The organism is Halalkalicoccus jeotgali B3, from assembly GCF_000196895.1.
Taxonomy (GTDB): Archaea; Halobacteriota; Halobacteria; order Halobacteriales; family Halalkalicoccaceae; genus Halalkalicoccus; species Halalkalicoccus jeotgali.
Genome location: NC_014297.1, coordinates 263,757 through 287,229, shown reverse-complemented (window position 1 = coordinate 287,229; position 23,473 = coordinate 263,757). Strand labels below are relative to the sequence as shown.

Below are 23,473 nucleotides of genomic sequence, written 5' to 3'. Positions count from 1 at the left end.
GTCTCAGAACAGCCCGCCCATGCCGCCGCCACCGCCGCCGCCCTGATTTTCCATCTGTTTCATCATGCGCTCCATGTCCATGTTGCCCTGGCCCATCCCCTGGAACTGTTTCAGCGTTCGTTCCATCATCTTGTGTTGCTGGAGCAGCTCCCTGACGGTCTCCTCGTCGGTGCCCGAACCGCGCGCGATGCGCTCGATCTGGCTCTGACCGATCGCTCGTGGGTGTTCTAGCTCCGCGTCGGTCATCGAGTCCATGACGAACTCGAATCGGCGCAGCCGGTCTTGAGTGACGTCCATCGCGTCGTCGGGCAACTGGTCCATGAGCCCGCCGCCGAGTCCGGGGATCATGTCCATGATCTGATCCAGCGGGCCCATGCGGTTCATCGCGTTCATCTGCTTTCGCATGTCGTGGAGCGTGAAGGTCCCGGACAGCAGGTCCTCGGGGTCCCAGTCCTCCTCTTCTTCCTGGGTTTCTGCCATCGCGCGCTCGACGCGTTCGGTGAGCTGTTTCAGGTCGCCCATCCCCAACAGTCGGGAGATGAAGCCGTTTGGTTCGAAGCGCTCGATGTCGTCTACCTCCTCGCCGGTCCCGAGGAAGGCGATCGTCGAGTCGGTCTCATTGACCGCGGTCAGGGCCCCGCCACCCTTCGCGGTCCCGTCGAGTTTCGTGATCGCCACCCCCTGGATCCCGATCGACTCCTCGAAACGGCGGGCCTGTTCTTTCGCACCCTGCCCGATCGCGGCGTCGAGCACCAGCAACGAGCGGTCGGGCTCGACCGCCTCGCCGATCGCCTCGATCTCCTTGATCAGTTCGTCCTCTAGGGCGTGTCGACCCGCCGTGTCGACGATGTGGACGTCGGCGTCGGCGGTCTCTTCCATCCCCCGGCGGGCGATCTCGACGGGGTCCTCGGCGTCGGGATCTCCGTAGAACTCGACCTCGGCGCGTTCGCACATCTGTTTTGCCTGGTCGTACGCACCCGGCCGGAAGGTGTCGGTCTGGATCACGGCAGGACGAAGCCCCTTCTTCGAGAACCACCACGCCATCTTCGCGGCCGTGGTCGTCTTCCCCGACCCCTGCAGGCCCGCAAGCATGATCGTCTGTTCTTCGAGGGGCAGCTCCGTCGAGTCGCCCACGAGCGCGACCAGCTCCTCGTAGACGATCCGCAGGACATGATCGCGTGCGGTCGTCCCGCCCGGCGGTTCCTCTTCGAGTGCGCGGGTCTTGATCGAATCGGAGAGTTCCATCACCAGCGAGACGTCGACGTCGGCCTGGAGAAGCGAGCGCTGGATCTCCTTGACGACCGCCTGCACGTCCTCTTCGGTGAGCCGTGACTTCCCGCGGAGCTCCTCCAAGGTCCCCCTGAGGGAAGTTCCGAGATCGTCGAGTACCATTTACCACGAGTAGACGGCCGAGGCGCTAAAGAGTTTGTCCGTTCGGTCAGTCAGCGCTCACAGAGAGTGACGTCGCCGTTGTCGTAGCCGATCGAGCGGGTCCCACACATCTCCTGGACGTTCGTCTGGCGGATGTGGTTTCGCCCGTCGTCGGTCTCGAAGCGTGGCGCGCCCTCGCGCTGGTAGTCCCGATAGACGACGGTCCCGTGGTCGGGTGGCTCGCCGTCGACGGTGGCCGTCCCAAAGCGTTCCTCGCCGCCGTAGCGGTTGAGGACACTGATGTAGGGACTGTCGCTGTAGATGGGGTTGTTTACGTCGCTCTCGGTCGTTTCGATGAGCGTGTCCATCGCGCTCGCCTCCGCGGGCGAGTAGCCGTATCGGACGCTCTCCTCGGGGAACGTGGGGGCGTCCTGTGTCGCGTCGCTTGCGAGTACCATCCCTCCCGAGAAGGTGAGCGCGAAGACGAGCACGACCGCCGCGAGCACCTGCGGCGAACAGTCCCGGCGCAGGCGGTCGAAGCCGACGGCGGTCAGGACCGCCATCACCGCATAGAGAAAGGCGAACCACCGCCCGGGCAGGAAGTTACGCAACCCGAACATCGGCGGGACGAGCGTGAACACCATCATGATCACGGCGGCGACGATGAGCGTGAGTCCCGACTGGCTCGTTCGCTCGCGCCCCAGGAGGTAGAGGCTGCCGATCACGGTCCCGAACAGGAAGAGGAGAAAGCCGGTGTGGTCGATCAGCGGGATGAGCGTCTCGCCGACGAACGAACCCGGTTGACCCCCGGCGGCGGCGGCACTGCCGGCCTCGCCGCGGTCGAACAGCCCGCTGCCCTCGATCGATCCCCAGAGCACCACGACGACCGCCTCGGTGAACGTTCGGTTCCCCCAGGGAGTCATGCTCCAGACGAGCATGAGCAGGCCGAGTGCGAACGCCGAGTAGCCGTGAACGCTGTGGACGCGGATCGAGGTCTCCCGGTCCGAGAGCAGCCATCGGCGGAGTCGCCCGGCGTTCAGGAGGATCTGTGCGGCCGAACCGGCGCCGAACAACACGAGCATGATGAACGCCGACACCTGGTGGGTCAACGCCATCGCGAACATGAACCCGATGAGCAACGCGACTTCGCCGGGACGGGGCCCGTGTTGCTGGATCCGGACGAACAGCAACAGAACGGCCAGAAACACGATCAGCCCGAGGCTCGTCGGGATCAGGTGGATCGACCAGACGACGACGAAATCGCTGATCGAGTAGGCCGCGGTGGCAAAGACCGCCCATCGGGGCGTCGTAAACCGGACGGCGGTCAGGTACACCAGGAGGCTCGCGAGGGCCATGGCGATCCCGACCGAGCCGAACAGCGCGAGGCGCGGCGAGAGGCCGGTCAGGATCGTCGTTGCGGCGACCGTGAGGTGATACAGCGGCGCGGCGGTGTACTTGGTCCGACCCATGCCCTCGAGCGATCCGGTTTCGAGGATCCCGCCGACGTACTGGGGCATGTGGACCCAGACGTCGATCCCGACGTAGCCCGCCGACCCGAGCAACCCGGCAAAGCGCACGACGAACCCCAGCGCGAGGACCTGCCCCAACAACAGGCCGATCGAGAGGTTACGCTCCGGAACGAGCGCGATCTGGAGGAAGACGATCACCGAAAGCGCGATCGTGATCGCGTAGAACGCGGGGCCGCGCCCACCGGTCAGCATCGAGAGGGCGATCAGCCCGGCCGTGCCGAGGAAGACGACCCCCGGCAGGGCGTGGGCGGCTCCCCGGGACAGTGTGGGGGTGCGCTCGGCCGACGGGGTCCGCGTCGCTACCAGATAGAGCAGACACGCGACCGCCAGCACCGGCGGGACGGTCCGTACCAGCATGTGGGAGAGATAGAGGTTGAGCGGGATCAACAGCCCCGCCAACAGGAGTCCCGCGACCGCCCCAAGGGTGCCGAAGCTGATCCGGCGTTCGCCCATCGAGAGATGCATCTACGAGCGATCCCCCGTGAACAGTGGGCCCGAACCGCACCGCTGACTCCGTCCCCTCCCTCGCATCGCTCGCCCCTCGGACCCATGGTCGCTTTATTATGGTCGGTCTAATAGCGTCTCGGGTTACACAATCACACGACAGTCCATCGACCACAGTCCGCAATCCCTATCCGACGGAGAGAGCGACCGAAACGGCTGATAGATACACATTAAGTCTCAACTGGTTTTCGTGAAAGACGGATTAAGTATCAATGGGTGTGAACGAGCGCGACTCAGGGAGCCAAATCGACGGTCTCGCCGTCGATGGCGACGTCAACCGGCACGCTGGCCTCGAAGTCCGTGATCTCGCCCGCGATCGCGAACGAGTCGGGTTCGTTCGTCGTCCGGCCCGTCACGCGCGAACCAGTGATCGAATCGTAGGAGTTGATCGTCGCGCCGTAGGCGGTCGATTTCTCGACCTCGCCCGAGACCTCGAACGCGTACTGGGCCGTCGAGCCCCGACCGGCGACCGTCAGAACGCTGGTGTTGTCCGCCGCGTCGGTGTCGGCGACGTCGGCCGTCTCGCGGGGATGGCCGACGTCCACAGGTGGCTCGTCGCGTCCGAAGTGGTTGCCCGAGAGCGTGACCTCGTCCCACCCGTCGCCGCCGGCGTCGTTGTCGTACTGGACGACCGGCGAACCGTCCGCGAGGCGATCGGAGCCGGGATCGGTGGAGTTGTGAAACCAGTTGTCGACTACCCGAGCGCCCGACGCAGGCGTCCCGCGGACGGCGACCGCCGCGGTGGTGCTTCCGCCCCGGTTCTCGACGAGTTCGAACGTGTTGTGATGGACGTCGATCCGGTCGCCGCCGGGGCTGTGCATCTCGAAGCCGAAGATCAGGCTGTTCGGTCCCTGAAGGTTGTGGCGGGCCTCGTAGCTGCAGCCGGGACCGCCGCCGCCCGCGATGCTGTGTCGGTTCCCGTCGAAGTAGTTGTGCTCGATAAGCGGGTCGCCCCGGTAGACGACGACGCCGTAGCCGAGTCCGGCCATCATGTTGTCGTGGATCGAGCAGTGATGGACGTGGGCCGCGCTGTCGAGCGGGTCCGAGCCGTGACGGCCGACGCCGATCGCCGCGTGGGTCCAGCCGTAGAGCTCGCAGTTGTCGATCTCGCAGTCGGCGTACGCACGCAGCGCCAGCGAGTCGTTGCTCCAGGCGCCCCCCGAGGGGTCGTAGTAACCGACGTGATGGCCACGAAAGCGCAGCCCCGTGATCCGCACGCCCTCCTCGTAGACCTGGAAGAGCCGCGAGGCGCGCTCGTCGGCGGTGATCAGCGCACCCGGCGAGCCGTCAGTCCCCCGTCCGCTCGCGAGGGTCACGTCGCCGGGGATCGTGATCCGGCGGGCGCTCAGGTCGATCGTCGCGTCGTCGGCGACGTAGATCGTCCGCCCTGCACCGCCGTCGAGCGCCGAGAGCAACTCCTCGCGCGTCGAGACGACGGCGTCCGCGTCGGCTGGCGAGACCGTCCGCTCGTAGCCCTCGCCGCCGCCGACTGCTTCCCCGCTCGGTGCCGGATCCTCGCTGGCCATGACTGGAGACGACCCCACGCCGACCGCGCCCGCGGCGGCGGCGAGTCCGAGCGTGAGATAGGCCCGACGATCCATCGATCCATCGTTACGTCCGATATTTATAACTTCGAAGTATATAGATTAATAATAAGTTTTATGTATTAAATATGGAAAAATAAGGCGTCGACCGACCGGAACTCATCCGTCCGTGACCAGCGGAGCAACAGAGGCCAGCGCGGAGGGGCGCCTCCGTCAAGCGATCGGGTAGCCGCGTGATCGACCGTGGCGCCGCGGCCGTCACAGAAGGCGTTTCGCGACCGCCTTGGCCGGACCGAGATCCACACCGAGACGGTCCTCCAGATCGAGCACGAGCAGGACCTCCTCGCGATCGATGCCGCCGAACCGGAGGGTGACGACGGCGTGGATCGCCAGAAAGAGCCCGAAGAGCACGAGGGAAACCGGAAGCGTGATCGTCACGAGCGAGGCGGTGACGAGGTAGATCGCGCCGATGGGTACGAGCGCGGCGATCGCCGCTTTCGACAGCGACTCGTCGAAGGGATGGATCCCGGTCCGGGTGTACAGCTGGGTCGAGTACGCCACGTTGAGCGAGAAATAGGCGATAACGGTCGCGACGGCCGCGCCGAGATACGAGTAGCGGGGGATCAACAGGACGTTGAGGGCGACGTTGAGTCCCGCCGCTCCGATGTTGTCGAACATGATGAGGCGGGTGTGGCCCATCGCGGTCAGTGTCTTGTAGTTCGGGCCGACGATCGCGTGAACGAAAAACCCGACCGCGAGCACCGAGAGCGCGAGCGCCCCCTCCGTATACTGCGATCCGTACGTATAGCGGATCAACAGCTCGGAGAACAGCCCGATGACGAGAAAGATCGGAAGCGAAGCCACGAAGATCCACTTCGTGACCAGCCGGTACATGTGGGCCATCTCCCCGACGTCACCCTCGGCGTGTAGCTCCGAGAGAACCGGCACGAACAGGAAACCGAAGGAGGCGAGCACGATCGTCAGCATCGTCGCAAGCGGATAGAGCACGTTGTAGACGCCGACGTCGGCCGTCGAGACGAAATACCCGAGCAGGAAGGTATCGATGTCGGCGAGGATCTTCACCATGATCGCCGAGACGATCAGCGGCGCAGAGAAGGCGAGCAGTTCGCGGTGCATCGAGGTCGCACCGATCCGCGAGAACAGCGGCGTGTAGCGATACAGGTAGTACGTTCCGAGTCCGGCCGCACCGGCGTGACCGAGGACGTACGCCCACGCGACGCCCGCGGCGTCGAACCCCGCCCACAGAAGCACCACCGCGAGAACGAGTCTAGTGAGGTGGGCGGTAACGTTCTCGACGAGCACCTTGGGAAACGTCCGTTTGACCCCCTGAATCCCGCCGACGGCGAGTTTCTCGACCGAGGCGAACGGCATCGCCAGCCCGAACACCCGCAGGACCGGCGCGACGTTCGGATCGCCGAAGGCCCGTGTCGCGATGGGCTCCGCGAGCAGGATCAGGCCAGCCCCCGAGAGGATCGACAGCGGCAAGACGAGCTGGAACGCCGAGACGAGGACGCCACGACGGCGTTCCGGATCGTCGTATCGGGGCAGAAATCGCCCGACACCGGTGTGCATCCCCAAGAGAACGAGCGTCGAGACGGTCGCCAGCGCCGCCGATCCCAGTGCGATCGCGCCGTACCCGCCGGGACCGAGCAGCCGGCCGATGACGAGCGTGGAGAGAAACGAGAGCCCGAGCCCGAACATCTCGCCGACGAAGACGATGCTCCCGCCGGTAAAGAGCTTCCGAAAGGGGTCCTCCTCGGCCATTAGCGGTCGGTCATCGGCTATCGGAAATGAGTTTCATGCGGTGCTGCGGGTCCGATCGCTCGGGCAGGACGGGCTTCATCACGCGCCCAGGAGTTGATCGACGAGCCAGTCGGGATCGAACCGCTCGATGTCGTCGTAGCCCTGTCCGGTGCCGAGAAAGAGGATCGGCTTGCCGGTGACGTACGCGATCGAGATCGCCGCCCCGCCGTTGGCGTCGGCGTCTGCCTTCGTGAGGATCGCGCCGTCGATCTCGGCGGCGTCGTTGAACTTCTTGGCGCGCTGGACGGCGTCCTGACCGGCGACGGCCTCGTCGGTAAACAGCGTCATGTCGGGCCCGACGACGCGGTCGATCTTCTCGAGTTGGTCCATCAGTCCCTCGTTCGTGTGGAGCCGACCCGCAGTATCGCCAAGCACCACGTCGATCCCGTGGGCCTGTGCGTACTCGACGGCGTCGTAGATGACCGCCGCCGGGTCCCCACCCTGTTCGTGAGAGATGAGTTTCGTATCGAGGTTCCGTGCGTGCTCGCGGATCTGCTCGTTCGCGCCCGCACGATAGGTGTCGCCGTTTGCGAGCACCGTTGAGTAGCCCCGCTCTTCGAGGTACTGCGAGAGCTTCGCGATCGAGGTGGTCTTGCCGACGCCGTTGACGCCGGTGAAGATGAGAGTGACGGGTTTCTCGGCCGCCGCGATCCGCTCGTCGAAGTCGAACTGGCCGACGCTGATTACCTCCAGAAGTGCCTCCCGCAGGGCCTGATCGACCCGTTCCTCGACGGTCTGGGTCATCCCGCGGGTCGCGTTCTCGAGTTCGTCCCGGAGGTTGGCGACGATCTCCTGGGCGACCGTGAACTCGACGTCGCTTTCGAGCAACGCGAACTCGAGATCGTCCAAGGGCCCTTCGATGACCTCGGGGTCGACGACGATCTGGCCGGTCGCGAGCGACTTCGCGCGGTGCATGAACCCGCCGCCAGAGTCCGACGCCCGCTCGTCGCCCGTCGACTCCACATCCGGCTCATCCGACGTCTCGACGGGAGCCTCGGGTTCGAGCGGCTCGCCGGAGCCGGCCGGTTCCGGCGGGGAATCGGGTGTCGGGCTCTGGGCCGGTTCGGCGGACGGCTCCGCTTCTCCGAGCGGTTCGTCGTGATCCGCAGGTTCGGCGGGTTCGGCCGTCCCGTCCGCGCCGGTCGGTTCGGGCGCCTCGTCGTCCGCCTCCTCGGCTTCCTCCTCGACGTCGTCGCGAAAGCGCCCGAGCTTCTCTTTCAGGCCGTCGAACATGGCTTACTGCTCGTCGTTCTGTTGTTGCTGCATCTGCTGCATCGCCTGTTGTTGGGCCTGCTGTTGGACCTGCTGGGCGCGCTGTTCGACCTCGTCGATCTCCGATTCCAGTTCGTCGATCTCGGCCTCGAGTTCGTCGATCTGTTCGGAGAGCGTGTTCCGCTTGGTCTGGAGGGTCTCGGTCGCGTCGTCGCGTTCCTGCTCGGCCGCAAAGCCGCCACCGACGTCGACGACGACTTCGTCGATGTCGTCGACGGTCGCACGGACGTACGCGCCCCCGCCGACCGGGACCTGCACCGTCGCGCCGGTTTCGAGCGATTCGAGCGCCGAGACGGCCTCCGTGATCTCGGCCTGCTCGTTCTGCAGCTCGTCGACCTCGCCCTCCAAGGCGTCCTGTTGGGAGTCGAGCTCCTGGAGCTGCTGGGAGAGCTCCTGCAGTTCGGGGCTTGCGCCGCCCATGCTCATCGCGCGATCACCGTATCGAGAGAAACGAACGTCATGCCCACAACTGGGCCCGCGAGTCGGAAGTATCTTCCTAGTCGAGATAGCCAAGCGCGTCCTCGATCCGCCCAAGCTCCGGTCCCGTGGTGTCCTTGCCCGCGACGTAACCGAACTCGTTTGCGACCAGTCCCGCCCCCACCAGGGGAGCGCCGTAGTTGATCGTCCCGATATCGGCGTAAACGCCGAGGTGCTCCTCGAGGAAGTCGAGTTCGCCGTCGGTGGCCTTCGGATGACAGAGTACGCCGTCGTTGGTCGCGACCGCCGCGGTTCCGACGGTCCTGAGGCCGGCCAGTTCGCCCCGTTCGACCGGAACGCCGAGCCCGTCTTCAACCGCGCGAACGGCCTCTCGAGAGAGGTCCGGGTGGACGTACGCGCCGCTGTCGTTCGCGAGTACGACGTTACCGGCGGCGTTGATCCGCCCCGGTAGCTCGGTGATCGGCAGGTCCGTAACCGTCCCGATCGCCTCGCGTTCGGTCTCGGTGATCCGACTGCTGACCAGCAGGCCGTTCTCGTTACCGACCGAGAGCGCGCCAACGGTAGAGGAACCGCCGATGGTCGTCGGGAGCGAGGGGACGTCGAGTTCGTCCTCCAACTCCTCGCGCAGGTCGTCTTCGACGTCGTTTCGCACGAGGAGTGCGTCGTCGGTTGCTCGAGCGAAGACACCGACAGACGACGAGCCGAAAAAGGCGGTGCGAAGCACTATCGAGCGAGTTCGGCCTCGACGAGCGCCTCGCCCTCCTCGGTGAAGCGAGCCGCCCGCACGCGCAGCTTGCTCGGGGGCTTTCGACGGCCCCGTTCCCAGACCGCCTCGTTGATCGAGGGGTCCAGTCGCACGGCGTCCTCGTCGACCGAAAAGTGCTTCGCGAGGTGCCCGCGGACGATCGACATTGCTTTGTCGGCGCGCTCGTGGCTGGCCTGCGCTTTCGCGTCCCGCAGCGGGACCGTTACCACGCGTTCCTCGAAGTCGCTCGCGCTCATTATTCGTCGGTGTCGCTACGGCGCCAGTTGCGCCGCTTGGGGTTTCGCGTTACGTCGCGGTCGGTCTTGAGCATCACCCACGCGGGAATCCGCGAGTTCTGGCGGTCGAGTTTCCCCAGGCGTTTTTTCTTCGCCTTCGATTTCTTGCCCATAGTACCCGCCAGTACCCCGTCGGCGCATAAAATCCTGTCCTTTTCAGAACAGGCCCGAGACCGCCCGACCGACGCGGCCGAACCGCGAGGCGCCCTCAGCCGTCTCCGAGGTGGATTCGGCGGGCGCTCGCGTGCCCTCCGCGTCCGAGTCGGTCTCGGTTTCGAACTCGCTCATTCTAAAGGTCAGGTTCCGTTCGGAATCGGTCTCCTCGGTCTCGGACCCGTCGTCCCAGCCCGCCTGACACTCCGGACAGGAACGCACGCAATCCTCGTTGTCACCGAACACACGGGCGTAGTCGCGCGAAACGTACCCATTACAGCGGTTGCATCGAACCATACAGACGTGTAGCATCTAAAGTATAATAAATTTTATAGTTACTGGATGGTGACAGAGCGACCGACTCCCGGGTAAGTGACTACTCCGAGTCGAGCGGATACGAACGGAGCGTCGAGTAGGCGGGCCCGTCAGGGCCGAGTTCGCTCTCGGTCAGTCGAAGCGCTCGAACCGTCGTTCGGCCAACTGTCGGGTCGCGCTCGCGGACGAGTCGCTGAACCAGTTCCTTCCCGCCCGCGTGATCCATTCGCGCGAGGGTCGCGTGGGGGGTGAAGTCGTGCTCCGCCGGATCGAACCCCAGCGCCGTCGTCTCGCGTTCGACGGCCTCGTGGAGCCGGCCCATTTCCTCGCTCCCCTCGCGGACCCCGAGCCAGACGACGCTGATGTACTCGAGGGAGGGAAAGACTCCGAGCCCGCCGTATTCGGCCTCGAAGGGCGAGACGTCGGCCTCGGCGATAGCCTTTTCGAGGGCCGCCCCGAGTTCGGGGATGCGGTCCTCGTCGACCTCGCCGAGGAACTTCATCGTGACGTGGGTCTGAGTGGGGTCGGTGGGGCGGATCCCCTCCGCCGTCGAGAGTTCCTCTTGAAGGGCCGCGATTCGCTCGGCGAACCTCCCGGGAAGGTCGATGCTGACGAACAGGCGCATAGCGAGGGTTCGGTCCGGATCGGCTAATCGGTGTGGGTGCGGGCGGTGTTGTCGCAGTGTGGCGGCCGGTACGAGTGCGAGCGGCAGGAGTGCCGCCCGCACGAGAAGGGCGGGGGAGGGCTGGCGTCCCCGAGAGCAGCCGCCCGGTCGGGCGGCTGTGATGCGTCCTGGTGGAAATGAAAAGGGCGAGGCGCGTACGCCAGTACGCGCCGAGGGCTTTCGACGTAAGCCTTACCCCGCACCCTCGCCTACCGCGACCATGACCGATTCAGAGGACCGCGACCACCGCTTTTCGGAGGGCCAGGGGTTCGGCGAGGCCTACGACGAGTTCGACCTCGACCCGCCCGAACTCCGGGTCGATCCCGAGAAGGTCGACCCCGTCGACTCGCGTGTACTGACGGACTTGCTCGACGAACACAACGTTTCGCGCGAAGACATCGACGTCGAGTCGCTGATCGAGGTCGGCCTCTCGTATATGGAGATCAACCGCCACGAGCAGGCGACCGAAACCTTCGAGCGCGCCGCCCGCTTCGCTGAGGACGGGTCGCTTCAGTCCCAGGAGGCCTGGGCGAACAAGGGCGTCGCCCACGCCGAACTCGGGGAGTACGACGAGGCGATCGGCGCCTACCGGGAGGCGCTGGCGATCGCAGAACGCTCGGAACACGCCGCGGTCGCCGAGACCAACCTCGCGTACGCGCTCTGGGAGACCGGTAAAACCGAGCAGGCGCTCGAACACGCCGAACGCGCCGTCGAGATCGACAACCGCTTCCCGCAGGCGTGGTACAACCGCGGCTTCTTCCTGCTCGAACGCGGGTTGGCCGAGGAGGCGGTCGACTGCTTCGACAACGCGATGCGGCTGGGACTCAGGAACGCGGACTTACTCGCGGAGAAGGCCCGCGCCCACGAAGAACTGGGCGAGGACGAACGCGCAGAGGACCTCGCGGAGGAGGCCGAGGAACTGCGCGCCGAAACCGAAGAACAGCTGATGGAGCGATAGCGATGATCCTCACCGAGCGCGAGACCCCCAAGGGCCTGCTGGTGTCCGTCTGTGATCGCGATGTCCTTGGGGAGACGTTCGAGAACGGCGAGGTCTCGATCACCGTCAGCGAGGAGTTCTACGGTGGCGAGGAAGCCGAGACGGCGGAGGTCGCGACGACGCTCGCGCGTGCGAGCGTGGCGAACCTCGTCGGCGAGCGGGCGGTCTCGCTCGCGATCGAGGAGGGTCACGTCGAGGAGGCAAACGTACTAGAGATCGACGGCACGCCCCACGCGCAGTTCCTGCGGATGTGATCACTCGGTGTCGAGCGACAGGAGCCTCGCGGGATTCTCGTAGACGACCGTCCGGATCACTTCGCGATCGACGCCGAGGCGACAGAGGTCCATGATCGTCCGTTTCATCGCGAAGACGTCGTGTTCCATCGCGCCGATGAGGTCCGTATCGAGGACGATCCTGTCGGCACCGTACTCCTCGATTGCGCTGGCGACGTCGGCCGGATCAAAGCCACGCAGCCACGGCGCACTGATACTGAAGCTCAGATAGCAGTCGGTGGTTTCCATGACGAGCGGGACGACCGCCGGGCTCGCGTGATCGATCACCACCTGTTCGTCGGGAAGGCCCGCCTCCGCCGCGAGTTCGAGGTCGATTTCTACTGCTTCTCGTTTCGCGTTCTCGGGATCGAGCAGCGGTTCGGTGAAACTGTCGTTGGCCTCCTCGTAGCTGTGGCTGTACTGGGCGGGTAAGCCGCCCTTGCTCGATCCGGGGGTGTGAACGAGAATCGGGAGGCCCGTCTCGCGGGCGATATGCATCTGCTCGCGCACGACGTCGCGCTGGTCGTCGAGCCCCCAGGCGGCGGTGTGGTGGGTCGATTCGATGCCCGTCTCGCCGATAGCGACGACCCGTTCGTCTTCGCAGTACTCGGGGAGGGCCGCGAGCAGTTCCGCCGCTCCGTCGACGCCGGCCCAGGTGTGGACGCCGACGGCGACGTACTGGTCGTAGAAATGGCGATGGTCGAAACACGCCGCCCGCCGGAGGGCGTCGTCCCAGAGAAAGCGGACGTCGTCGGCGGAGACGGGGCGATAGGGTGCCCAGTAGTAGCCCGCGGCGATCATCACGGCCGCGCGAGCGCCGCTGAGGTCGAATTTCTCCCTGTCGTTCCACGTCAGCGACTGGGTGTGCTGGTGGATGTCGATCCAAGGGATGTCGAGCGGATCCGGGGAGTTCCCGGTTGGTGCGGAGCCGAGTGGCCGGTTCGCGAACGAAGCCATGTACCCTCCTACACCGGAAGGATAGTAATGGTATGGAAACTTATCTCATAGAGGGGAGATCGTCGTTGACGGATGCGTGAACCGGATCCGGTTACGTCACCCCGTGTGGACCGAAGGAATGTTCTTTCTCGAACCCCTTTCGGCTATCAATGGGCATTCAGGAATCCGCGCCGCTCGACGTCGAGCGCGTCCGGGAGGACTTCCCGATCCTCGAACGGGAGTTCGACAGCAACCAGTTGGTCTACCTCGACAACGCCGCCACCACACAGACGCCGAACCAAGTGATCGACGCGATCGGCGACTACTACCGGGAAACGAACGCGAACGTCCACCGCGGGATCCACCACTTGAGCCAGGAGGCTTCGATCGCTTACGAGGAGGCCCACGACACGCTCGCGAACTTCGTCGGCGCCTCGGGCGGGCGCGAGGAGATGGTATTTACGAAAAACACCACCGAAGCCGAGAACCTCGTCGCTTACGCGTGGGGGCTGAACGAGTTGGGCGAGGGCGACGAGGTCGTCCTCACGGAGATGGAACACCACGCCTCGCTCGTCACCTGGCAGCAGATCGCAAAGAGGACCGGCGCGACGGTGCGCTACATCGGGATCACCGAGGAGGGCGAACTCGACATGGACCACGCCCGCGATCTGATCGGCCCGGACACCCGGATGGTCTCGGTCGTCCACGTCTCGAACGCCCTCGGGACGATCAACCCCGTCGAGGAACTCGCCGACCTCGCCCACGAACAGGACGCGCTCATCTTCGTCGACGGCGCGCAAGCCGTTCCGAACCGCCCCGTCGACGTCGAGGCGATCGACGCGGATTTCTACGCCTTTTCGGGTCACAAGATGGCCGGTCCCACGGGTATCGGCTGTCTCTACGGCAAGAAGGCGATCTTAGAGGAGATGGAGCCGTTCCTCTATGGCGGCGACATGATCAAGAAAGTCACCTTCGAGGGCGCGAAGTGGAACGACCTGCCTTGGAAGTACGAGGCGGGCACCCCCCTGATCGCCCAGGGGATCGCACTCGAACGCGCGGTCGAGTACTTGGAGGGGATCGGCATGGAGCGGGTTCAGGCCCACGAGGAATGGGTGACGGAGTACGCCTTAGAGCGCCTCACGGAATTCGACGACATCGAGATCTACGGGCCCCAAAAGGCCGAAAACCGCGGCGGACTCGTCGGCTTCAACCTCAACGGCGTTCACGCCCACGATCTGGCCTCGATCATGAACGATCACGCGGTGGCGATCCGGGCGGGCGATCACTGCACCCAGCCGCTGCACGACGTTCTCGGTACTGCGGCCTCCGCACGGGCCTCCTTCTACATCTACAACACCCGCGAGGAGATCGATCGACTGGTCGAGGCGGTCGACGACGCGCGGCAGTTGTTCGCCTGATCGACCGGGATACCGTCGCCAGAAGGGGTCTCCCGAGTTCGGTTCTCGACGGGGAACCCGCCATCGGTGGCGGGCGCTCAGGCGGTAACCGTCGGGACGATCGAGTTAGTCGTCCTTTTTCCCGTCCCGTTCCCGGTCGCGGCGTTTTCGCTTCCTGTCGTCGTCATCGTCGTGATCGTGGTCACGGTCGCGGTCCTTTCGACGGCGACGTTTTCGCTTTCCGTCGTCGTCATCGTCGTCGTCCCTGCGACGGCGTTTGCGGTCGTCATCGTCGTGGTCGTGGTGGTGATCGTCCTTGTCCCGATCCTTTCGCTTCCGGTCGTGATCGTGATCATGGTCGTCCTTGTCACGACCCTTCCGTTTCCCGTCGTGATCGTTCCGACCGCCACGGCGCTTTTTCCCACCGTTCTTCCGGTGCTTCTTGGCTTTCCTCTTGCCGTGTTCGTATCCCTCCCGGTAGCCCGTGTTCTTGGTGTGTTTTTTCTTGTCGAAGTACCCGGCTCGGAACCCGTCGTAGTACGCTTCGAGGTTCAGGTCGTAGTGTTTGTGTCGGCGGCGTTTCTTCGTCCCGAAGTCGTATCCGTCGTGGTAGCCTTTACCGTGGCGTTTTCGCTTTTTCTCGCCGTGATAGCCGTGTCGGAAACCCCGGAAGTACGGGTCTTTCCGCTCCTTGTCATCGTCGTCGTGGCCCCCGTGGGCCGCACCGACGCCGGAGAACCCGACCAGACCGGTCGCCGCCAGTCCGGTTGCTTTCAGCACGGTTCGTCGCGTTCGCTGGCCGTCGTGTGAGTCACTCTCGTCTGTCATCTGTTGCTCCCCCCGGAGCGATTGGAACGACTGTCGGATGAGAGATAAATCTATCTGATATGACTAAAGATATATATTTCAAAATATGTATATATTGATTATGGATGAAAGACAGTATTGACGAACCGATGACTGATTCGGCGAGCGACGGAGATAGTGGCTACGGGGAGTGAGGCCCCAATGGGGACGGGAGATGGAAGATCGATAGTGTCGGTCGAAATCGAGAAAGTGGGTCAGCGTACCCGACGAGGCCGAAAGAACGGGCGGAAGCACGAGGTGTTGTCCATGATGTATCGCCATCGTGCACCGATCATCGCCGCTGTGAAGTAAGGATACGTCCCGGTCGACGGAAGTAGTGTACACTTTTTGTCGTTCTGCCGGCTGATCGAAACGCTCAGGTCCGCCCGCCGTGATGGGGTGCCCATGGACGGGACGAACCCGGGGCGGCGGCGAGTGCTCTCGGCGCTCGGGGCCGGCGCGCTCTACGGGATCGCCGGCTGTACCGATACGGGCGGGTCGGACCCGAACGGGTCGAACGGATCGAACGGGTCGTCGAGTGGCGAGGACACGCTCGACGGGGGCGGGGACGACGACGGAAACGCTTCGTCCCCGACGGGGTGGCCGACCTACCGCGCCGACGTCGCGAACACGGGCGCGCTGTCCGACGCGAGCGGTCCCGACGATCCCGCGGTCGCCTGGACGGTCGAGACTGGCGGAGCGATCTACGCCTCGCCGACCGTCTTCGAGGGCGTGGTCTACGTCGGCAGCTACGACGACACGCTGTACGCACTCGGAACGGACTCCGGCGAGGAGGTCTGGACGTTCGACGCGGGCGGGAACGTCTTCTCGTCGGTCGGGATCGAGGACGAGTTCGCCTACGTCGGCGGGTTCGAGGACGGGGTTCACGCACTCGCACTTGAGGACGGCACGGAGGCCGAGCGCTTCGAGACGGACGACGACGTGGGCTCGTCGCCGGCGATCGTCGACGGCACGCTATACATCGGCTGTGACGACGGCAACGTCTACGCGCTCGGCGGCGACGAGTGGCGGGCCGGGACCGGCGCGGAGGTCGTCGCGAGTCCCGCAGTAGACGGTGGGTCGGTCTTCGTCGGGAGTTTCGACGGCGTCTTCTACGCGCTCGACGCCGCGACCGGCGAGGAGCTATGGACCGTCGAGGGGGCGGGGGAGTTCGAGGGACCGTCCGCCGTCTCCGAGGGGACCGTCTTCGTCGGCGACAGGGGTGGCGGGTTCTACGCGCTGGACGCCGCCTCGGGCGAACAGCGATGGCGAGTCGAAACGGGTGATTGGACCGGTTCGGGGCCGGCGGTCGTCGGCGGAACCGTCTACGCCGCCAACCGCGACGGCAACGTCTACGCGTTCGATGCCGAATCGGGCGAACAGCTGTGGCGATTCCAGACCGGCGGGGAGGTCTGGTCCTCGCCGACGGTCGCGGGCGAGCGGGTCTACGTCGCCAACCGCGAGGGCAGCGTCTACGCGCTCGACGCCGCCGAGGGGACCAACCAGTGGAGCCTGTCGATCGGCCCGGTGACGTTCTCCTCGCCGGCGGTGGTCGACGGGGCGCTGTACGTCGGCAGCACCGACGGGAGCGTCTACGCGCTCAGATAGCCCTGCGGAACCCTTTTGCCGGCCACTCCCGTACTCGATCGCACTATGAGCATGGGATCGGATATGTATCGCGAGCAGATCCTCGATCACTACAAGAACCCCCGGAACTACGGCGAGCTCGAGGACCCCACCTTCTCACACGTCGGCGAGAACCCGATGTGTGGCGACGAGATCAGGGTCGACGTCAACCTCGAAGACGACGGCGAAACCATCGAGTACGTCGCCTTCTCTGGCGACGGCTGTGCGATCAGTCAGGCCAGCGCGAGCCTGCTGACCCAGAAGCTACCGGGGATGAATCTAGAGGAACTGGCCGAGATGGATCGCGACGACATCACCGAGATGCTCGGAATCGAGATCAGCCCGATGCGCATCAAGTGTGCCGTCCTCGCCGAGAAAGTGGTACAGGACGGCGCGGAGATTCACCAAGGACAAAAGGACCTCGATAAAACGACGACCGAGGATTAACCCCACGGGCTCGACCCGAGTTCGGCCTTGAGTCGCGATCCCGTTCGAATGCGACAGTCCTCGCGCGGCACCGCGATACACAGGAGCGCGTATCCCTCTCTTCTGTCCGACTCTTCGAGCGCCCGGGGCATCCTGCGGTGTTCGATACTCCCTTCGAGGACTTGTCCGACACACTCCGCACAGGTGCCGCTGCGACAGTCGTACGGCAGACGGATCCCGACGCGAGCCGCGGCTTCGAGGATCGTCTCGTTTCGCTCGACGGAAAACGTCTCGACCCGATCGCCCGGCCATTCTAAGGTTATCTCGTGACCCATACGAGCCGAAGGCGCCGGTGACGGACAAACCCGTCGGGCGCTCGGATTACTCGGGCTTCAGACCCGCACCCTCGACGCGCATAACCGACTCGCCGTCGGCGAGGTTCGGCGCGTCCACGAGGCGGACGATCCGCTTGTTGCCCTTCGACTTGCGGAGGTACATCCGGAAGGTGGACTTGTGACCGAGGATATTGCCACCAATGGGCTGGGTCGGGTCGCCGAAGAACGAATCGGGGTTCGAGGCGACCTGGTTGGTCACGAGGATCGCGGTGTTGTAGAGGTCGGCGATCCGCGAGAGGTCGTGGAGGTGTTTGTTGAGCTTCTGCTGGCGTTCTGCGAGCTGGCCACGGCCCACGTACTCCGCGCGGAAGTGCGCGGTCAGCGAGTCGACACAGACCAGTCGAACTGGCCACTCGGTGTCCTCGCTCTCGCCGGCGAGTTCCTTCGCCTTCTCGGCCAGCAGCATCTGGTGGTTCGAGTTGAACGCCTTCGCGACGTGGATCTTATCGAGGACGTCCTCGACGAGCACGTCGAGTGCGGCCTCGTCGTTGGGCCCGCCCTCGATCTCGCGGTGCTCGAGGGTCGCGGCGATGACGTCATCCTCGAGCCCGCGGACCATGTCGTCGATCCGCTCGGGGCGGAAGGTGTCTTCCGAGTCGATGAAGATCGCGCTGCCTTCGAGGCCGCCCTGTTCGCGAGGGAGCTGGACGTTGACCGCGAGCTGATGAGTGACCTGGGACTTGCCGGCACCGAACTCGCCGTAGACCTCGGTGATCGACTGGGTCTCGACGCCGCCGCCGAGCATCTCGTCGACCTCGGGGATCTGCCAGGAGAGCTTGCCGATCCGTTCGCGCCGTTCGAGCACCGTCGACCCGGTCTCGAACCCGCCGACGTCGGCGGCATTCCGGGCGGCCCGAATGATGTCGCCGGCGCTCGACTCGCCGACGTCGGCCGTGTTCGATAGCTCGGCGGGGCTGGCGACCGCGAGGCTCGTATAGGTGTCGTAGCCGTTATCGAGGAGTTTCTCGGCGGTCGCGGGACCGACGCCGGGGAGGTCTTCGAGGTCTGAGTCTGCTGCCATACTCCCACCTTGTGCCTATACCCGTATAAACGCTCGTTAACAGGAGGGTGGAAGTGAAAGCGCGGGAGGGGAATCGGATACGGCACACTCGGAGACGAACGTTCAAAAACGAGGATTAGTCCCAGGGATGCTTCTCGGGAGAGTCGGGCCACAGCGGGTACCAGTAGTCCGTATCGTCCTCGACGCCGAGTTCCCCGTCCAGAACGCTCTGGAGTTTGAACTCGACGGACTGGTCGCGCTCGCGCCCGCGGATGGGCGCGAAGGGATAGTACGCACCCCGTCGGAAGGAGTAGACCCAGTAGACGTATCGCGAGCCGTTTTCGAAAGTGAACAGCGCCGCAAGCAGCCGCGAGCCGTAGCCCCGCTCGATGAACGTATCCGCGGCGAAGTGGATACTCGTAACGAGATCCTCGGGGTCCGAGTCCGCGAGGACGACCCAGTGATAGCCCTGCTGGTCCATGCGGATCGAGGCCGTCGTCCCGGTCTCGGCCTCGCCGGCCTCGAGGATGTCCCGCACCTCCATGAGGGTGTCCTCGAAGTCCGTGCTGTCGACACTGGAGAAACAGAGCGCCGCGGTACCCTCGTTCGGGTAGTCGAGATCGGCCTCCATGGTGATGTAGGCCGTGCTCATCCCGAAGAGGTCCTCGGGGTCGGCCTCGCGGGTGGCGTCGTGTTCCGCGCTGTTGCCGAAGACGGCGCGGATGGTGTCCATGATACCCATATCGAACGATGGGATACCAAAAGTAAAGGCGTTGAGGTCCGTGGTCGATCAGGCGGTCGCGAGTTCGCGTTCGAGATCGCGCAGTCGCTCGATGCGCTTTTCGGTCGGCGGGTGCGTGCTCGCGATCCGGCCGACGAAACCCTTGTTGATCGGGATGATGAAAAACGCGTTCATCTCGGCCTCCTCGCGCAGGTCCTCCTTCGGCACCCGGTCCATGCGCCCAGAGATTTTCATCAGCGCCGAGGCCAGCGCCGAGGGCTTGCCCGTGATCATGGCCGCCCCGCGGTCGGCGGTGTACTCGCGATAGCGCGAGAGCGCGCGGATCAGCAGGAAGCTGATTACCCACACCAGAAGCGAGACGACGATCGCCACCCAGACGGGCGCCTGGTTCCTACTGTCGCCCCCGCCGCTGAACAGCCAGCCCCACCGGACGACAATGAAGGCGAGCGTCGAGAGGAAGGAAGCGACCGTCATCACCATCATATCGCGGTTCTTGATGTGGGCGAGTTCGTGAGCAAGGACGCCTTCGAGTTCCTCCCCGTCGAGCGTGTCCATGATTCCGGTCGTCACGCAGACGACGGCGTTCTTCTGGTTGCGCCCGGTCGCAAACGCGTTCGGAACCCGCGAGTCCGTGACCGCGACGGTCGGTTTGGGCAGGTCGGCCTGCCGCGAGAGGCGAGTTACCGCATCGTGTAGCTGGGGGTATTCGTCCTCGCTGACCTCGTGGGCCCCCATGCTCCAGAGGGTGAGCTTGTCGCTAAAGAAGTACTGTACCAGCGAGAAGCCACCCATGAACACCAGCATCGTGATCGCTCCGCCGCCGAGGTAGGCGGCGACGACCGCAGCGAACACCAAGTAGAGGGCAAAGAGCAGGAACATGGTAAAAGCCATGCGCCCGCGAAGCCCCCAGTCCGTTTTCCACTCCATGTACCTATTCGTACGGTCTCGGACAGTTAAAGTGTTGAGATTGCCTCGGGGCGAGATCGTGCGGGTACTACTATGTGACTGTGCGTCGACGCCCCGAACGGAGGATCACAATGGGAGACATAGACGTCGCGATCGGGATCGACGTGGATTGCGTCGCGGGATGGCTGGGCACCTACAGCGCCCACGACTCGCCCTCTGACCTCACCCGGGGTTGCTCGCCGGGAATGAGGGCATCCCGCGCATGTTGCAGGTCTTCGAGAACGCCGGGATCGACACCTCGTGGTACGTCCCGGGCCACACCATCGAGACCTTCGAGGAGGAGATCGGTGCGGTGGCGGACGCCGGTCACGAGATCGGCGTCCACGGCTACACCCACGAGAACCCGACCGACCTCACGCGCGAGCAGGAAGAGACCATCCTCGCGAAGTCGATCGGTCTCGTCGAGGACCTCACCGGCGAGAAGCCGGTCGGCCACCGCGCGAGCTGGTGGGAGTACAGCGAGAACACGCCCGAACTCGTCGAGGAGTACGGCTTTCGCTACGACAGCAGCCTGATGGAGAGCGACTTCGAGCCGCTGTACATGCGTATCGGCGACAGCTGGGAGTCGATCGACTACGACAAACCCGCCGAGACGTGGATGCACCCCTACGAGTACGGCCAGCAAACCGACGTCGTCGAGATCCCCATCTCGTGGTATCGCGACGACGTCCCGCCGATGCTCTTTATGAAACAGCCCAACTACAACAACGGCTATACAAGCCCGAAGATGATCTACGAGGAGCTCTACGAGGCCCACTTCGACTACCTCTACGAGCGCCGCGGCGCTGGCGTCTACACGCTCACCATCCACCCCGACGTCCACGGTCGCCCACAGATGATCCCGCTTTTGGAGGGGTTCATCGAATACATGAAGGGCCACGACGGCGTGGAGTTCACGACCCTAGAGACCGTCGCCGAGAAGTTCGACGAGGACCCGACGAGATCCGAAAGCGAGGGCGAGTTCGTCTGAATCGATCGAGTAGCGCGACGCTTAACCGACCGGATCGGGTAGATCGGGTATGAGCCGATCGGCCTTCTGTCCTCGCTGTGGCGACCCCGTCGAGGGCGGCGAGCGTCCGGACTTGCCCGGCGCGCCCGCCGCCGCCGAGACGGGACTCTGTGATGCCTGTTACTTCGAGGACTTCGAACTCGTTTCCGCACCGGAGAGACTGACCGTGCGGGTCTGTGCGCAGTGTGGAGCCGTCCATCGCGGAAACCGCTGGGTCGACGTCGGCGCCGAGGACTACACCGACGTGGCGATCGACGCCGTGAGCGACTCCCTAGGTGTACACCTCGACGCCGAGAGCGTAGCCTGGCAGGTCGAACCCGAACAGGTCGATCAGAACACGATCCGAATGCACTGTCTGTTCACCGGTGTGGTCCGTGGCGAGGCGATCGAGGAGGAGGTCGTGGTCCCGGTAACGATCTCGCGGGAGACCTGCACACGCTGTGGGCGGATCGCGGGTAGCTACTACGCGAGTGTCGTCCAGTTGCGTGCGACCGACCGGACGCCCACGAGCGAGGAGCGCGAAGCCACAAAGGAGATCTCCCACGCCGTGGTCGAGGAGATGGAGGCCACCGGGGACCGAAACGCCTTCGTCACCGAGATCGACGACACCGCGGACGGCGTCGACGTGAAGGTCTCGACGACCAACATCGGCAAGAAGATCTCCCAGCGCCTCGTGAACCGCTTCGGCGGAGGCTTTAGCGATTCGGAGACGCTCGTCACCGAGGACGAGGACGGCAACGAGGTCTACCGGGTGACCTACGCGGTCCGCCTGCCACCGTTTACCAGGGGGGATATCATCGACCCCGAGGACGGGGAGGGACCGGTACTCGTCCGCAGCGCCCGGGGCACCGTCAAGGGTCGCCGGCTCGCGACCGGCGAGCGCTACGAGTCGAGTTTCGAGGAGGGAGATTCGCCCGACGCCCGCCGACTCGGGCGGATCGAGAACGCCCAGCAGACCACGCTCGTGAGCGTCGAGGACGAACGGGCGGTCCAGGTGCTCGACCCCGAGACCTACGAGTCCAAAACCATCCCGCGACCCGACTTCCTCGACGTCGAATCGGGGACCGTCCCCGTCCTGAAGAGCCGCGCCGGCCTGTACGCCGTCCCCGAGGACGGACCGGAATGAGCGACGACCCGCTTGCGGCGATCGTCCCGAAACCCGACGGCGAGCGGACGATCGCGGCACTGCGCGCGGAGGGAGTCTACGACGACACTCGAAGGGTCCGCGAGGCGGGCAAGGGGGCGCTTGCGCTGCCGGTGACCCGTCGTCCGACGGACACCGAGGTGCGTGCGGTGATCCGCCAGCCCGACCCAGACGCGCGCGCGCCCGGACTAGCGGACCTGCTGGCCGCGCGCGACTGGAGTGACGCGGAGATCGAACGCGCCCCCAACTCGTGGACCGTCATCGGGAGCGTGATCCTCACACGTTTCGAGGGCTGTCCCCGCGAAGGGGAAGTCGGCGAGGCGCTACTGGAACTGCACGGCGGCGCCGATACCGTCCTCGCCCGGGAGGGAATCACCGGCGCGCACCGCGAGCCCGCGGTTCGGGTGGTCGCGGGCGCGGGCGACACCGAAACGGTCCACACCGAACACGGGACGGAGTACGCGCTCGACCTCTCGAAGGTGATGTTCTCGCCGGGCAACAAGCGAGAGCGCACGCGGATGGGCGAAGTCGTCGAGGAGGGCGAGCGCGTGCTGGACATGTTCGCCGGAATCGGCTACTTCACGCTGCCGATGGCGCGGGCCGGCGCGCACGTGAGCGCCATCGAGCGAAACCCGGTCGCCTTTCGGTACCTGCTCGAGAACGCCGTGCTGAATGGCGTCGAGGAGCGAATCGACGCCTACCGGGCGGACTGCCGGGACGTCGAAGTTACGGGGGTCGATCGCGTGGTGATGGGCTACTACGAGGCCCACGACTATCTGGATCGCGCGCTCGACGCGCTGCGCGATGACGGCGTCCTCCACATGCACGAGGCGACGCCCGAGGCCGAACTGCCAGAACGACCCGTCTCGCGGCTCCGAAACGCGGCCACGAGCGCCGGACGGACGGTCGAAATTCTCGACAGACGTCGAGTAAAGAGCCACAGCGCGGGTGTCGCACACGTCGTGGTGGACGCGCGGGTCGGCCGGAGCGATTAATTGCGTCGAACGGTTGGGTGGGGATATGGACAGACAACAGGTGGTCGCGCTCGTTCTCGTAGTCCTG

The 23,473-nt window shown here is 65.0% G+C and carries 24 protein-coding genes and 1 pseudogene; 8 read left to right on the top strand and 17 right to left on the bottom strand.

Going from position 1 to position 23,473, the window contains the following annotated elements:
* Positions 1 to 3: 3 nt before the first annotated feature.
* The 11 genes from HACJB3_RS01405 to thpR form a co-directional block, all read right to left on the bottom strand.
* Positions 4 to 1,392, bottom strand: a complete 1,389-nt coding sequence (locus tag HACJB3_RS01405; RefSeq protein ID WP_008418681.1) for a signal recognition particle protein Srp54 — start codon at positions 1,390 to 1,392, stop codon at positions 4 to 6.
* A gap of 50 nt (positions 1,393 to 1,442) precedes the next feature.
* Positions 1,443 to 3,365 (bottom strand): hypothetical protein, encoded by a 1,923-nt coding sequence (locus tag HACJB3_RS01400; protein ID WP_008418683.1) that lies wholly within the window; start codon positions 3,363 to 3,365, stop codon positions 1,443 to 1,445.
* 272 nt (positions 3,366 to 3,637) lie between these two features.
* Positions 3,638 to 5,005: a right-handed parallel beta-helix repeat-containing protein gene (locus tag HACJB3_RS01395; protein WP_008418686.1), complete on the bottom strand. Its 1,368-nt coding sequence runs from the start codon at positions 5,003 to 5,005 to the stop codon at positions 3,638 to 3,640.
* 201 nt (positions 5,006 to 5,206) lie between these two features.
* On the bottom strand, positions 5,207 to 6,733 hold the full coding sequence (locus HACJB3_RS01390) for a flippase (RefSeq protein WP_008418688.1): 1,527 nt from the start codon (positions 6,731 to 6,733) through the stop codon (positions 5,207 to 5,209).
* 78 nt (positions 6,734 to 6,811) lie between these two features.
* Positions 6,812 to 8,005 carry a signal recognition particle-docking protein FtsY gene (ftsY, locus tag HACJB3_RS01385; protein WP_008418691.1) on the bottom strand — a complete coding sequence of 398 codons (1,194 nt, stop codon included), beginning with the start codon at positions 8,003 to 8,005 and terminating at the stop codon, positions 6,812 to 6,814.
* A gap of 3 nt (positions 8,006 to 8,008) precedes the next feature.
* A complete protein-coding gene (gene pfdA, locus HACJB3_RS01380; protein ID WP_008418693.1) occupies positions 8,009 to 8,464 on the bottom strand; it encodes a prefoldin subunit alpha in 456 nt (151 codons plus the stop codon).
* 76 nt (positions 8,465 to 8,540) lie between these two features.
* Positions 8,541 to 9,206, bottom strand: coding sequence for a translation initiation factor IF-6 (locus tag HACJB3_RS01375; RefSeq protein ID WP_008418694.1), 666 nt, complete (start codon positions 9,204 to 9,206; stop codon positions 8,541 to 8,543).
* The gene (locus tag HACJB3_RS01370; protein ID WP_008418696.1) at positions 9,206 to 9,484 is read right to left on the bottom strand and encodes a 50S ribosomal protein L31e; all 279 of its coding nucleotides are present in this window, start codon (positions 9,482 to 9,484) and stop codon (positions 9,206 to 9,208) included. Before HACJB3_RS01370 ends, HACJB3_RS01375 begins: the two co-directional genes overlap by 1 nt.
* Positions 9,484 to 9,636, bottom strand: a complete 153-nt coding sequence (locus HACJB3_RS01365) for a 50S ribosomal protein L39e (RefSeq protein ID WP_008418697.1) — start codon at positions 9,634 to 9,636, stop codon at positions 9,484 to 9,486. The genes HACJB3_RS01370 and HACJB3_RS01365 overlap by 1 nt, the downstream gene beginning before the upstream one ends.
* Positions 9,637 to 9,679: 43 nt before the next feature.
* Complete coding sequence (locus HACJB3_RS01360; RefSeq protein ID WP_148258217.1) at positions 9,680 to 9,973, bottom strand: DUF7563 family protein; 294 nt, start codon at positions 9,971 to 9,973, stop codon at positions 9,680 to 9,682.
* 79 nt (positions 9,974 to 10,052) lie between these two features.
* Positions 10,053 to 10,616 (bottom strand): RNA 2',3'-cyclic phosphodiesterase, encoded by a 564-nt coding sequence (gene thpR, locus HACJB3_RS01355; protein WP_008418700.1) that lies wholly within the window; start codon positions 10,614 to 10,616, stop codon positions 10,053 to 10,055.
* 259 nt (positions 10,617 to 10,875) lie between these two features.
* Here thpR and HACJB3_RS01350 point away from each other — a divergent pair, with 259 nt between their 5' ends.
* Together HACJB3_RS01350 and HACJB3_RS01345 are read left to right on the top strand one after the other, a co-directional pair.
* Positions 10,876 to 11,613, top strand: coding sequence for a tetratricopeptide repeat protein (locus HACJB3_RS01350; protein WP_008418703.1), 738 nt, complete (start codon positions 10,876 to 10,878; stop codon positions 11,611 to 11,613).
* A 2-nt stretch (positions 11,614 to 11,615) separates the two neighbouring features.
* On the top strand, positions 11,616 to 11,906 hold the full coding sequence (locus tag HACJB3_RS01345; protein WP_008418705.1) for a DUF424 domain-containing protein: 291 nt from the start codon (positions 11,616 to 11,618) through the stop codon (positions 11,904 to 11,906).
* Here the strand turns inward: HACJB3_RS01345 and HACJB3_RS01340 are convergent, their stop codons facing one another.
* A complete protein-coding gene (locus HACJB3_RS01340; RefSeq protein ID WP_008418707.1) occupies positions 11,907 to 12,881 on the bottom strand; it encodes a TatD family hydrolase in 975 nt (324 codons plus the stop codon).
* Positions 12,882 to 13,036: 155 nt separating this feature from the next.
* On the opposite strand from HACJB3_RS01340, the gene HACJB3_RS01335 reads away from it, so the two are divergent.
* Entirely contained in the window at positions 13,037 to 14,278 is a 1,242-nt protein-coding gene (locus tag HACJB3_RS01335; protein ID WP_238532858.1) for an aminotransferase class V-fold PLP-dependent enzyme, read from the top strand.
* 105 nt (positions 14,279 to 14,383) lie between these two features.
* Here the strand turns inward: HACJB3_RS01335 and HACJB3_RS01330 are convergent, their stop codons facing one another.
* A complete protein-coding gene (locus HACJB3_RS01330) occupies positions 14,384 to 15,085 on the bottom strand; it encodes a hypothetical protein (RefSeq protein WP_008418711.1) in 702 nt (233 codons plus the stop codon).
* A gap of 423 nt (positions 15,086 to 15,508) precedes the next feature.
* On the opposite strand from HACJB3_RS01330, the gene HACJB3_RS01325 reads away from it, so the two are divergent.
* The gene (locus HACJB3_RS01325; protein ID WP_008418712.1) at positions 15,509 to 16,711 is read left to right on the top strand and encodes an outer membrane protein assembly factor BamB family protein; all 1,203 of its coding nucleotides are present in this window, start codon (positions 15,509 to 15,511) and stop codon (positions 16,709 to 16,711) included.
* A gap of 45 nt (positions 16,712 to 16,756) precedes the next feature.
* The gene (locus HACJB3_RS01320; protein ID WP_008418713.1) at positions 16,757 to 17,176 is read left to right on the top strand and encodes an iron-sulfur cluster assembly scaffold protein; all 420 of its coding nucleotides are present in this window, start codon (positions 16,757 to 16,759) and stop codon (positions 17,174 to 17,176) included.
* Here HACJB3_RS01320 and HACJB3_RS01315 read toward each other — a convergent pair.
* The 4 genes from HACJB3_RS01315 to htpX form a co-directional block, all read right to left on the bottom strand.
* Positions 17,173 to 17,490: a 2Fe-2S iron-sulfur cluster-binding protein gene (locus tag HACJB3_RS01315; RefSeq protein ID WP_008418714.1), complete on the bottom strand. Its 318-nt coding sequence runs from the start codon at positions 17,488 to 17,490 to the stop codon at positions 17,173 to 17,175. The two genes, HACJB3_RS01320 and HACJB3_RS01315, sit on opposite strands and share 4 nt — an antisense overlap.
* 46 nt (positions 17,491 to 17,536) lie before the next feature.
* Entirely contained in the window at positions 17,537 to 18,571 is a 1,035-nt protein-coding gene (gene radA / locus HACJB3_RS01310) for a DNA repair and recombination protein RadA (protein WP_008418715.1), read from the bottom strand.
* A 115-nt stretch (positions 18,572 to 18,686) separates the two neighbouring features.
* Positions 18,687 to 19,292, bottom strand: a complete 606-nt coding sequence (gene pspAB, locus HACJB3_RS01305; protein WP_008418716.1) for a PspA-associated protein PspAB — start codon at positions 19,290 to 19,292, stop codon at positions 18,687 to 18,689.
* A gap of 48 nt (positions 19,293 to 19,340) precedes the next feature.
* Positions 19,341 to 20,219, bottom strand: coding sequence for a zinc metalloprotease HtpX (htpX, locus tag HACJB3_RS01300; RefSeq protein WP_008418717.1), 879 nt, complete (start codon positions 20,217 to 20,219; stop codon positions 19,341 to 19,343).
* A gap of 110 nt (positions 20,220 to 20,329) precedes the next feature.
* Between htpX and HACJB3_RS01295 the strand changes: the two are divergent.
* The 3 genes and pseudogenes from HACJB3_RS01295 to HACJB3_RS01285 all read left to right on the top strand — a co-directional run bounded on the left by HACJB3_RS01295 (position 20,330) and on the right by HACJB3_RS01285 (position 23,406).
* Positions 20,330 to 21,228: pseudogene (locus tag HACJB3_RS01295) on the top strand (polysaccharide deacetylase family protein).
* Positions 21,229 to 21,277: 49 nt separating this feature from the next.
* The gene (locus HACJB3_RS01290) at positions 21,278 to 22,393 is read left to right on the top strand and encodes a 60S ribosomal export protein NMD3 (protein ID WP_008418719.1); all 1,116 of its coding nucleotides are present in this window, start codon (positions 21,278 to 21,280) and stop codon (positions 22,391 to 22,393) included.
* The gene (locus tag HACJB3_RS01285; protein WP_013199330.1) at positions 22,390 to 23,406 is read left to right on the top strand and encodes a class I SAM-dependent methyltransferase; all 1,017 of its coding nucleotides are present in this window, start codon (positions 22,390 to 22,392) and stop codon (positions 23,404 to 23,406) included. Before HACJB3_RS01290 ends, HACJB3_RS01285 begins: the two co-directional genes overlap by 4 nt.
* Positions 23,407 to 23,473 lie beyond the last annotated feature (67 nt).